Source organism: Streptosporangium minutum (assembly GCF_002149035.1).
In the GTDB taxonomy this organism is placed as follows: Bacteria; Actinomycetota; Actinomycetes; order Streptosporangiales; family Streptosporangiaceae; genus Streptosporangium; species Streptosporangium minutum.
On record NZ_NGFP01000079.1, the window covers coordinates 23,581 to 34,197 of the forward strand.

General features: G+C 72.7%; 11 protein-coding genes. All 11 read left to right on the forward strand.

Going from position 1 to position 10,617, the window contains the following annotated elements:
- Nucleotides 1–41 precede the first annotated feature (41 nt).
- The 11 genes from glmS to tsaD all read left to right on the forward strand — a co-directional run bounded on the left by glmS (nucleotide 42) and on the right by tsaD (nucleotide 10,505).
- Nucleotides 42–1,886 carry a glutamine--fructose-6-phosphate transaminase (isomerizing) gene (gene glmS / locus CA984_RS18515; RefSeq protein ID WP_086574030.1) on the forward strand — a complete coding sequence of 615 codons (1,845 nt, stop codon included), beginning with the start codon at nucleotides 42–44 and terminating at the stop codon, nucleotides 1,884–1,886.
- A 181-nt stretch (nucleotides 1,887–2,067) separates the two neighbouring features.
- Nucleotides 2,068–2,418: a holo-ACP synthase gene (locus CA984_RS18520; RefSeq protein WP_031161054.1), complete on the forward strand. Its 351-nt coding sequence runs from the start codon at nucleotides 2,068–2,070 to the stop codon at nucleotides 2,416–2,418.
- 120 nt (nucleotides 2,419–2,538) lie between these two features.
- A complete protein-coding gene (locus tag CA984_RS18525) occupies nucleotides 2,539–4,146 on the forward strand; it encodes an NAD(P)H-hydrate dehydratase (RefSeq protein WP_086574032.1) in 1,608 nt (535 codons plus the stop codon).
- Between the two features lie 17 nt (nucleotides 4,147–4,163).
- Nucleotides 4,164–5,291: an alanine racemase gene (alr, locus tag CA984_RS18530; protein WP_242676036.1), complete on the forward strand. Its 1,128-nt coding sequence runs from the start codon at nucleotides 4,164–4,166 to the stop codon at nucleotides 5,289–5,291.
- Nucleotides 5,292–5,311: 20 nt separating this feature from the next.
- Nucleotides 5,312–6,388, forward strand: a complete 1,077-nt coding sequence (locus CA984_RS18535) for an alpha/beta fold hydrolase (protein WP_086574036.1) — start codon at nucleotides 5,312–5,314, stop codon at nucleotides 6,386–6,388.
- A gap of 45 nt (nucleotides 6,389–6,433) precedes the next feature.
- Complete coding sequence (gene tsaE, locus CA984_RS18540) at nucleotides 6,434–6,877, forward strand: tRNA (adenosine(37)-N6)-threonylcarbamoyltransferase complex ATPase subunit type 1 TsaE (RefSeq protein WP_197048496.1); 444 nt, start codon at nucleotides 6,434–6,436, stop codon at nucleotides 6,875–6,877.
- Nucleotides 6,878–7,047: 170 nt separating this feature from the next.
- The gene (locus CA984_RS18545; protein WP_133061707.1) at nucleotides 7,048–7,719 is read left to right on the forward strand and encodes a hypothetical protein; all 672 of its coding nucleotides are present in this window, start codon (nucleotides 7,048–7,050) and stop codon (nucleotides 7,717–7,719) included.
- Between the two features lie 6 nt (nucleotides 7,720–7,725).
- Nucleotides 7,726–8,289, forward strand: coding sequence for a class F sortase (locus CA984_RS18550; protein ID WP_086574040.1), 564 nt, complete (start codon nucleotides 7,726–7,728; stop codon nucleotides 8,287–8,289).
- A gap of 59 nt (nucleotides 8,290–8,348) precedes the next feature.
- Complete coding sequence (tsaB, locus tag CA984_RS18555; protein ID WP_031161041.1) at nucleotides 8,349–9,032, forward strand: tRNA (adenosine(37)-N6)-threonylcarbamoyltransferase complex dimerization subunit type 1 TsaB; 684 nt, start codon at nucleotides 8,349–8,351, stop codon at nucleotides 9,030–9,032.
- Nucleotides 9,029–9,481 (forward strand): ribosomal protein S18-alanine N-acetyltransferase, encoded by a 453-nt coding sequence (rimI, locus tag CA984_RS18560; RefSeq protein ID WP_086574042.1) that lies wholly within the window; start codon nucleotides 9,029–9,031, stop codon nucleotides 9,479–9,481. Before tsaB ends, rimI begins: the two co-directional genes overlap by 4 nt.
- Nucleotides 9,474–10,505 carry a tRNA (adenosine(37)-N6)-threonylcarbamoyltransferase complex transferase subunit TsaD gene (gene tsaD / locus CA984_RS18565; protein ID WP_012887892.1) on the forward strand — a complete coding sequence of 344 codons (1,032 nt, stop codon included), beginning with the start codon at nucleotides 9,474–9,476 and terminating at the stop codon, nucleotides 10,503–10,505. Before rimI ends, tsaD begins: the two co-directional genes overlap by 8 nt.
- The last annotated feature ends 112 nt before the right edge of the window (nucleotides 10,506–10,617 follow it).

Consider the following 10,617-nt stretch of genomic DNA (forward strand, 5'->3'; position numbering starts at 1 on the left):
GCTCAATGGCCGATCTTTCCCATGACAAGAGGGGGTTGGCCATGTGCGGAATCGTGGGATACGTCGGCCGGCGGCAGGCGGTCGAGGTCGCGATCGAGGGGCTCGGGCGCCTGGAGTACCGAGGGTACGACTCGTCCGGGATCGCCCTGGTCGGGGCCGACGGGGCGCTGACCGTGGAGAAGCGGGCCGGGAAGCTGGTCAACCTGCGCTCCATACTGGCCGCGCGGCCCGCGCCGCCGGCGACGGCGGGGATCGGGCACACCCGGTGGGCCACTCACGGCGCGCCGACCGATCGCAACGCCCACCCGCACACCGACTGCGAGGAGCGGATCGCGGTCATCCACAACGGCATCATCGAGAACTTCGCCGAGCTCAGGGCGGAGCTGGAGAACGACGGCCACAAACTCGCCTCCGAGACCGACACCGAGGTGGTGGCGCACCTGCTGGAGCGGTTCGCCGGGGACGGCCTGGCGGAGGCGATGCGCCGGGTGTGCCGGCGGTTGGAGGGGGCGTTCACGCTGCTGGCGGTCTCGGTGGACGAGCCGGACGTGGTGGTGGGCGCGCGGCGGAACTCGCCGCTGGTGGTGGGGCGCGGCGAGGGAGAGAACTTCCTCGGCTCGGATGTGGCGGCGTTCATCGCCTACACGCGGCAGGCGGTCGAGCTCGGCCAGGACCAGGTGGTCGAGCTGCGGACGTCGGGGATCACGGTCACCGACTTCCACGGCGCCCCGGCCGAGACGCGGGACTACCACGTGGACTGGGACGCCTCGGCCGCGGAGAAGGGAGGCCACGACTACTTCATGCTCAAGGAGATCGCCGAGCAGCCGAGGGCCGTGGCCGACACCCTGCTCGGCCGGATCGGGCCCGACGGGCAGCTGATGCTGGACGAGATGCGGCTGTCGGACCAGGAGCTGCGGGACGTCAACAAGATCATTGTGATCGCGTGCGGGACCTCCTACCACGCCGGGCTCATCGCGAAGTACGCCATCGAGCACTGGGCCGGGGTGCCGTGCGAGGTCGAGCTGGCCAGCGAGTTCCGCTACCGCGACCCGATCCTCACCAGGGACACGCTGATCATCGTGATCACCCAGTCCGGCGAGACGATGGACACGCTGATGGCCGTACGGCACGCCCGCGAGCAGCGGTCCCGGGTGCTGGCCATCTGCAACGTGAACGGCTCCACGATCCCGCGCGAGTCCGACGCGGTCCTCTACACCCACGCGGGTCCGGAGGTCGCCGTCGCCTCCACCAAGGCCTTCCTCACCCAGCTCGTGGCCTGCTACCTGGTGGCGCTCTACCTGGCCCAGATCCGGGGCACCAAGTTCGGCGACGAGATCTCCCAGATCATCGACTGGCTGGAGCGGATACCGGCGAAGGTGGAGGAGGTCCTCGGGACCGTCGAGCCGGTCCGCGCGCTGGCCCGCTCGCTGGCCGCCGAGCGCTGCGTGCTCTTCCTCGGCCGTCACGTGGGCTTCCCCGTGGCGCTGGAGGGGGCGCTGAAGCTCAAGGAGCTGGCCTACATGCACGCCGAGGGCTTCGCGGCGGGGGAGCTCAAGCACGGTCCGATCGCGCTGATCGACGAGGGCCTGCCGGTCGTGGTCATCGTCCCGTCCCCGGCGGGCCAGCGCGTGATCCACGACAAGATTGTGTCCAACATCCAGGAGATCCGGGCCAGGGGCGCCAAGACCATCGTCATCGCGGAGGAGGGGGACGACGCGGTCGAGCCCTACGCCGACACGCTGATCCGCGTCCCGGCCGTGCCGACGCTGCTCCAGCCCCTGGTCGCCACGGTGCCGCTGCAGGTCTTCGCCTGCGAGCTGGCCGCGGCCAAGGGGCACGACGTCGACCAGCCCCGCAACCTGGCCAAGTCCGTCACCGTGGAGTAGGCGCACGCGCCCCGGCCGCCTGCCCGGGTGATCCATGGGCGTTGTCCACAGCCTGTGGACAACGCCCATGGATTACCCGGGCGTGGAAGTGGGAAGGGTGTTGAACCGCCATACGGGCCGGGCGTTCCCCGTCAACCAGCCGGAAACGGTCGCGGTGCGCGGGTTTCGCTAACCTGGAGCCGTGATCGTGGGCATCGGCGTGGACGTCGTGGACATGGCGCGGTTCGAGGCGGCGCTGGAGCGGACCCCCGAGCTGCGGATGCGGTTGTTCACCGAGGTCGAGCGGGTGCTCGCGGTGCAGTCCCTGGCCGCGAGGTTCGCGGCGAAGGAGGCGGTGGCCAAGGCGCTCGGCGCGCCTCCCGGCCTGGCCCACCTGGAGGCCGAGGTGCGGACCGGCGCGTACGGCCGCCCGGAGCTGTACGTGAGCGGCCGGGTCGCCGAGGTCGCGGCGGCACTCGGCGTGACGCGCTGGCACGTGTCGCTGACGCACGACGGGGGCGTGGCGGTCGCCTACGTGATCGCCGAAGGCTGACCTGCGCTGTGGCATGTGCGGACGATCGGCGGCGGCCCGCGCCGGGGCGCGAGGACGATCGGCGGCGGCCGGCCGTGCCGGAGCACGCGTCGGCGATCGGCGCGGGATAGCGTCGGGATCATGCTGACCGCGTACACCACCGATCAGATCAGAGCGGCCGAGGCGGCGCTGATGGCCGGACTGCCCGAGGGCACGCTCATGGAACGGGCGGCCGCCGGGCTGGCGGTGATCTGCGCCAGGACGCTCGGCCGGGTGTACGGCTCCCGCGTCGTGCTGCTGATCGGCGGCGGTGACAACGGCGGCGACGCCCTCTACGCCGGCGCGCGCCTGGCCTCCAGGGGGGCCAGGGTCGACGCGATCCTCGCCGGGTCGCGGGTCCACGGGGCCGGACTGGCCGCCCTGCGGCGGGCCGGAGGCCGCGTGACGGATCTCCGCGCCGCCACCGCCGCCGACGGGACGTCTCCGGAGGGTGAGGCCGGGACCGGCGGGGACGCGGTGGCCGGAGGCGGCGTGGCCGGCGGGACCGGCAAGAACGCCGTGGCCCGAGGCGGCGTGGCCGGCGGGATCGGCGGGGACGCGGTGGCCGGCGAGCTGGTCCGGGCGGCCGACCTGGTCGTGGACGGGCTGGTCGGGATCGGCGGGGCGGGAGCCCTGCGCGAGCCGTACGCCACCCTGGCGGGGCTGACCGCCGAGGCGGCCGGCGCGGTGGTCGCGGTGGACGTGCCGAGCGGGGTGGACGCCGGCAGCGGGCAGGTCGGCGGGGCGGCGGTCCGGGCGGACGTCACCGTGACGTTCGGGGCCTACAAGATCGGATTGCTCGTCGACCCGGGCGCGGAGCACGCGGGCCGGGTGGAGCTCGTCGACATCGGGCTCGGCCCCCACCTGCCGGGCCCCGAGACGACCGCACTGACCGGCGCCGACGTTGCGCTGCTGCTTCCCCGGCCGGACGCGGGCTCCGACAAGTACAGCAGGGGCGTCGTCGGCGTCGCGGCCGGAAGCCACCGGTACACCGGGGCCGCGGTGCTGGCCGTCGGCGGGGCGATCCGGGCCGGGGCGGGCATGGTCCGCTACGCGGGGGCCGCCGAGCCGGTGGACCAGGTGCGCGCCCGCTGGCCCGAGGCCGTGATCACCCCGCTGGAGCCCGGCGAGGGGATCGAGGAGGTGGGCCGGGTACAGGCGTGGGTGCTCGGTCCCGGGCTCGGCACCGGGCCCGAGGCGCTCGCCGTCGCCCGTTCGGTGCTGGCGAGCGACGTCCCCGTGCTCGTGGACGCCGACGCCCTGACGCTGGTCTCGCGGGACAGGTCGCTGCTGCGCCGTGCCGCGCCGGTGCTGATCACCCCGCACGCGGGCGAGCTGTCCCGGCTGCTGGACGTGCCCCGGGCGCGGATCGAGGCCCGGCGGCTGGAGCACGTACGGCGGGCCGCGGCGGAGCTGGGCGTGACCGTGCTGCTGAAGGGCTCGACCACCCTGGTCGCGCAGGAGGGCCGGCCGGTCAGGGTCAACCTCACCGGCAGCCCCTGGCTGGCCACCGGCGGCACCGGCGACGTGCTGGCCGGGCTCGCGGGCGCGCTGCTGGCCGGCGGGCTCGACGGATATGACGCGGCCTCCTGCGCCGCCCACCTGCACGGAATCGCCGGGCAGCACGGCCCGCTCGCCGCCTGGGACGTGGTCGAGGCTCTTCCCGCGGTCATCAGGTCACTCGCCGATGGTCTTCGGGAAGGCTTTTGACCTGCCAGACTGAAAAGATGAGTTTCCCGATGACCCCGGCCGAGGCGCGGGTAGACCTCTCGGCGATCCGAGACAACGTCGCCCTGCTCGGAGAGCACGCACCCGGTGCTGAGATCATGGTCGCGGTCAAGGCCGACGGCTACGGACATGGGATGGTCGCCTGCGGGCGGGCCGCTCTGGAGGGCGGGGCCACCCGGCTCGGCACCGCCTACATCCGTGAGGCCCTGGAGCTGCGGGCCGCGGGGGTGACCGCGCCGATCCTGTCGTGGATCATCCCGCCCGGCGAGCCGCTGGACGAGGCGGTCGGCCAGGGCGTGGAGCTCTCGGCCGCCACCCCGGCCCTGGTCGACGAGATCGCCGCGGCGGCCGGCCGTACGGGCGTGGTCGCCCGGGTGCACCTGAAGACGGACACCGGCCTCGCCCGCGGCGGCGCGGCTCCCGCCGACTGGCCCGCGCTGGTGGACCATGCCATGGCCCGGCAGTCCGAGGGGACGGTCGAGGTCGCCGGGCTCTGGTCGCACCTCGCCTGCGCCGACATGCCGGGGCACCCGTCCGTCCACGCCCAGCTCGCCGCCTTCGACGACGCGCTGGCCATCGCGGAGAAGGCGGGCGCCGGGGGCTCCCACGTGATCCGGCACATCGCCAATTCGGCGGCGACGATGCTGCTGCCGCAGGCGCACTACGACATGGTCCGGCCGGGCCTCGCGACCTACGGCCTGAGCCCCGTGCCCGAGCTCGGAGACTTCGGTCTCCACCCCGCCATGACCCTGGTGGCGCGGATCGCGCTGGCCAAGAGGGTCCCCGCGGGTTCCGGAGTGTCCTACGGGCACCTGTACGTGACGGAAGACGAGACCACGCTTGGACTCGTCCCCCTCGGGTACGCGGACGGCATCCTGCGGCACGCCACCAACCGGGCGGAGGTGCTGGCGGGCGGCCGGCGACGGCGGATCGCCGGACGGGTCTGCATGGACCAGTTCATGATCGACGTGGGGGACGACCCGCTGGCGGAGGGGGATGAGGTGATCCTGTTCGGTGACGGTTCGCGGGGCGAGCCGACCGCGCAGGAGTGGGCGGATTCCCTTGGCACGATCACGCATGAGATCGTGACCAGGATCGGTTCGCGGGTCCCACGCGTTTACCGGTGAGAGGCATTTCAGGGGGTCGCATGAGTAATACCGCACGGCGCAGGGTCGGGATCGCCGGCGCGGTCGTCGGTGTGGCGTCAGCCGGGCTGGCCACCGCGGCCTTCGCCAAGCGGTACGCCATCGGTCGCATCAGGCTCCGGCCCGACCTTGAGGCGAACGAGCCGCTGGGCGAGCTGCGCGGTCGGCCCACCACGGTCGTCACCTCCGACGGCGTGTCCCTCTACGCCGAGGTGGACGGCGTCGACGACGCCCCGCTGACCGTGGTGTTCTGCCACGGCTACACCCTCAATCTCGACTCCTGGCACTACCAGCGGCGCGACCTGGGCGACTCCCATCGTCTGGTCCTGTGGGACCAGCGCTCGCACGGGCGCTCGCCGCGCACCACCGCCGCGGACTCCACCATCGACCGGCTCGGTGACGACCTGGCCGAGGTGATCGCCGCGCTGGTGCCCGGGCCGTGCGTGCTGGTGGGGCACTCGATGGGCGGCATGACGATCATGGCGCTGGCCGACCGGCACCCCGAACTGTTCGGCGACAAGATCAAGGGTGTCGCGCTGATCTCCACCTCCTCGGGCAGGCTGGCCGAGGTCTCCCTGGGCCTGCCCGCGCTGCTGGCCAAGGCGGTGCACAAGGTCACCCCGGGCACGGTCTCGATGCTGAGCCGGGGCGGCGCGCTGGTGGACAGGGGCCGTGAGGCGGGCACCGACGTGGCCTTCCTGGCCCTGCGTCACCTGGGGTTCGGCGACGCCAAGAACGTCAGCCCCACCGTGGTGGACTTCGCCGAGTCGATGATCCGCTCCACCCCGTTCGAGGTGATCGCCGACTTCTACCCGGCGTTGATGTCGCACGACAAGCTGAACGCGCTGAGCGTCCTGGGTGACGTGCCCACCTCCATCATGGTCGGTGACAAGGACTGGCTGACGCCGGTGGACCACAGCAGGGCGATGGCAGAGGCGCTGCCCCGAGCCCAGCTCACCGAGGTGCCCGACAGCTCGCACCTGGTGCAGCTGGAGCGGCCGACGGTCGTCAACGACGCGCTGCGCGATCTGCTCAAGCGGGCCGCCGCCGACAGCGCCGCCGACGGCACGGAGCGGTGAGGCGGATCCGGAGCACGTGCGAGCATCGACGGGAGTGATCGAGCAGTGAGAATCGTGGCAACCGCCGAGGAGATGCGGGAGCTGGGCGTGGAGCTGGCGGGGCTGCTCCGGCCGGGAGACCTGGCGGTGCTGTCCGGCCCGCTCGGCGCGGGCAAGACGACCCTGGTCCAGGGGATCGCCGACGGGCTCAAGGTGCGCGGGCCGATCACCTCCCCGACCTTCGTCATCGCCCGGGTGCACCCCTCGCTGTCGGGTGGCCCCGCGCTGGTGCACGCGGACGCCTACCGGCTGGGCGGTGACCTGGAGGTCGACGACCTCGACCTGGACGCCTCGCTGGAGGAGTCGGTGACGGTCGTGGAGTGGGGCGAGGGACTGGTCGAGGGGCTCGCCGACGACCGGCTGGAGATCTCCATCGAGCGGGGCGAGTCCGGTGAGGAACGGACGGTGCGGTTCCGCGGGATCGGCGCACGCTGGGAGGGCATCGTCTGATTCGCCCCCGTAGGCGCGGGAATCCTGGCACGCTGGCACTCCATCCCACTTGATATAGATCATCGGGGTTGATGATCGACTCTTGCGCTTTTGCCCATGTTTAATGGGGAAGTGGTGGGAAGTTGTGCCGGGCGAGGGTCGTCGGCCGGACTGCGAAGTGGAGTGCGACGGTGCCAAGGGTCAAGCGTGTCGCGGTTCTAGGGACCATCACCCTTCTCGGGGTGGCGGGCATGGTCGGATGCACGGCCGAGGCCAACTCGGGCAGTCCCGGGGGCACGGCCTCGCCGGCCGTTCCGGAGACGGGGATCAGCCGGCAGGACATCGAGGTCCAGCTGCAGCCGGCCCGTGTCAAGGCGGGACAGAAGGTGTGGGTGCTGGCCAACTGCCCGATCCCCGAAGGGGGGCCCGAGCACCGCGGCACCGCGTCGTCGCAGATCTTCCGCACCCCGGTGACGCTCGATCCGATCCTCACGACGCCCAGCCCGGCGCCGTCGGCGAGCGCCACCCCCGTGGCGAAGCCGTGGGTCCGCGGCCAGGCCACCGTCGCCGCCGGCAGCAAGGCCGGCGTCTACGACGTCAACGCCAGGTGCGAGGGGACCAACGACACCGGTAAGGCCAGCCTCAGGATCGTCACGGACGTCAAGCCGACCCCGAAGGACACCCCCACCTCCAAGCCGACCAGGACCATCATCAGCACCCACGCACCGGGCACCGGCGGAGGCGGCACCGCGGCCGGCGGCCCCCAGGACTCGGGCATGCCGCTCGGGGTGGGCGGGGCCCTGCTGGCGGCGGTCCTCGCCGGCGGCGTCGGCTTCGCGGTCGTGCGCCGCCGCCGTACGTAGTTCCCGATGGCCGAATCCTCCCGCTGGTCCCGGATCATCGTGGCCGGGGTCATCACCGGCGCCGTCATGGTCGCGTTCAACAGGGGTGGCGGGGACACCCCGCCCGCCCGGTCCTCGGTCGTGCCCAGCCGCATCGACATCCCGTCGCTCGGCATCAAGGCGCCGCTGATGAAGCTCGGCGTGACGGACGGCCAGATCGACCTGCCGCCGTACGAGAAGCCGGACACGGCGGGCTGGGTCAAGGACAGCGCGATCCCCGGCGATCCGGGCTCCGCGGTGATCCTCGGGCACGTGGACACCAAGACCGACCCGGCGGTCTTCTACAGGCTCAAGGACATCCGGGAGGGCCAGGTCGTCAAGGTAGTGCGCAGTGACGGCAGGACCGCCCAGTACCGCGTGGACTCCGTCGAGCAGGTGAGCAAGAACAGTTTCCCGGCGGACAAGGTCTACCTGGAGGACGGCCTCCGGCTGATCACCTGCGGCGGGAACTTCGACTGGGACAAGCATGAATACCGCGACAACGTGATCGTCTACGCCACCCTGGTCAGGCCGGCCGGCTCCAAGGCCTGACCGCCTCCGGGCCGGTGGAGTGGGCCCGGGTGCCGCCCGACGGACTAGGCTAACTGTTCGTGCTGGTCCTGGCCTTTGATACCGCAACCCCCGCCGTCACCGCAGCGCTGCACGACGGTGAGAGGGTCCTCGCCGAGTCGACGACCGTTGACGCGCGTCGCCACGGCGAGCTGCTCGTGCCCACGATCGAGACGGTCCTGCGAGAGGCGGGGGTCGCGCTCGGCGACGTCACCGCCGTCGTCGCGGGCTCCGGCCCCGGCCCCTACACCGGCCTGCGGGTCGGTCTGGTGACCGCCCAGGCCCTCGCGACGTCGCTCGGCGTGCCGGCCTACGGCGTGTGCACGCTCGACGCCGTCGCCTACGGCAGCGGGCTGGCCGGGCCGTTCCTGGTGGCCACCGACGCGCGGCGCAAGGAGGTGTTCTGGGGCCACTACGAGGATCCGAGGGTCCGCCTGTCGGGTCCCTCGGTGGACAGGCCGCAGGACCTGCCCGGGGAGCTCCCGCTCGTCGGCGCGGGCGCGCGGATGTACGCCGAGATCGTCGGGCCCTCCCGCGTGACCGGCGCGCCGGAGTATCCCTTCGCGGGGGCCCTGGCGGCGCTGGCCGCCGAGCAACTCGGCGAGCCCGACGTCAGGGAGGTCGTGGAGAGCGGCACGCACCCCGTGCTGAGCCTGCCCCGCCCGATCTACCTGCGCCGTCCCGACGCCCAGGTGCCCTCGGCGCCGAAGAAGGTCTCCGCATGACCGCGGTGCTGCGCCAGATGACCTTCGACGACCTGCCGGCCGTGATGAAGATCGAGAGGGAGACCTTCCCCCGCGACGCGTGGAGCGAGGGCATGCTCCGCGCCGAGCTCGACGACCAGCCCAGGACCCGGCACTACGTGGTCGCCCTGGTGGACGATGAGATCATCGGCTATGCCGGGCTTTTCGCGGCGGGGGACCAGGCGGACGTGCAGACCATCGCCGTCGCGGCCGACCGGCGGCGGGCGGGGGTGGGCGCGGCGATGCTGTCCGAGCTGCTGGCGGAGGCCGTACGGCGGGGCGCGCGCTCGGTCTTCCTGGAAGTGCGTGCCGACAACCCGGACGCGGAGGCGATGTACGACCGGTTCGGATTCGAGCGGATCGGCCTGCGCCGCCGCTACTACGAGGACGGCACCGACGCGATCACGATGAAGAAGGATCTCAATGCGTGACGAACCCCTGGTCCTGGGAATCGAGACCTCCTGTGACGAGACCGGAGTGGGCATCGTCCGGGGGCACACCCTGCTGGCCAACACGATCGCCTCCAGCGTCGAGCAGCACGCCCGGTTCGGCGGCGTGGTGCCGGAGGTGGCCTCCCGGGCGCATCTGGAGGCGATGACCCCGACCGTCGAGCGGGCCCTGGAACAGGCGGGCCTGCGCTTCGCCGACATCGACGCGATCGCGGTGACCGCCGGGCCCGGCCTGTCGGGCGCGCTGCTGGTCGGCGTCGCCGCCGCCAAGGCCTACTCGCTCGGCCTGGGCGTGCCGCTGTACGGCGTCAACCATCTGGCCGCCCACGTGGCCGTGGACCAGCTCGAACACGGCGCCCTGCCCAAGCCGTGCATCGCCATGCTGGTCTCGGGCGGCCACTCCTCCCTGCTGCTGGTGCCCGACGTCGCCAAGGACATCGTCTCCCTGGGGTCGACGGTCGACGACGCCGCGGGTGAGGCGTTCGACAAGGTGGCCCGCGTGCTCGGCCTGCCCTTCCCCGGCGGCCCCTACATCGACCGGGCGGCCCAGGACGGTTCCGGCACGGCCATCGCGTTCCCGCGCGGCAAGCACGACGACGGGACGCTGGACTTCTCCTTCTCCGGGCTGAAGACCGCGGTGGCGCGCTGGGTGGAGGCGCGGGAGCGGAACGGCGAGTCGATCCACGTGCCCGACGTGGCGGCGTCGTTCCAGGAGGCCGTGGTCGACGTGCTGACCCACAAGGCCCTGCAGGCGTGCCGCAGGCACGGCGTCCGGGACCTGCTGATCGGCGGCGGCGTGGCGGCCAACTCCCGGCTGCGCGCCCTCGCCCAGGAGCGCTGCGACGCGGCCGGCGTACGGCTGCGCGTCCCCCGCCCGGGACTGTGCACGGACAACGGGGCGATGGTGGCCACGCTCGGCTCCGACCTGGTGGCGGCCGGCGTCGCCCCGTCCCTGCTGGACATCCCCGCCGACTCCTCGCTGCCGATCACCACCGTCCACGTGTGACCTCCCGCCCCCCTGCGGGGCGGGCTCCCGGCGATGTGCGCTCCCGTCCCCGCGCGGGGGCGGATTCTCACGCGGGGCGGGCCCTCACGCGGGGCGGACAGGGTGGAGGGCG

Excerpts from the sequence above, each read along its gene's own strand:
- glmS (WP_086574030.1), top strand. The coding sequence starts at position 42 with ATGTGCGGAATCGTGGGATACGTCGGCCGGCGGCAGGCGGTCGAGGTC.
- CA984_RS18525 (WP_086574032.1), top strand. The coding sequence starts at position 2,539 with ATGCTGACCGCGTACACCACCGATCAGATCAGAGCGGCCGAGGCGGCG.
- alr (WP_242676036.1), top strand. The coding sequence starts at position 4,164 with ATGAGTTTCCCGATGACCCCGGCCGAGGCGCGGGTAGACCTCTCGGCG.
- CA984_RS18535 (WP_086574036.1), top strand. The coding sequence starts at position 5,312 with ATGAGTAATACCGCACGGCGCAGGGTCGGGATCGCCGGCGCGGTCGTC.
- CA984_RS18550 (WP_086574040.1), top strand. The coding sequence starts at position 7,726 with ATGGCCGAATCCTCCCGCTGGTCCCGGATCATCGTGGCCGGGGTCATC.
- rimI (WP_086574042.1), top strand. The coding sequence starts at position 9,029 with ATGACCGCGGTGCTGCGCCAGATGACCTTCGACGACCTGCCGGCCGTG.
- tsaD (WP_012887892.1), top strand. The coding sequence starts at position 9,474 with ATGCGTGACGAACCCCTGGTCCTGGGAATCGAGACCTCCTGTGACGAG.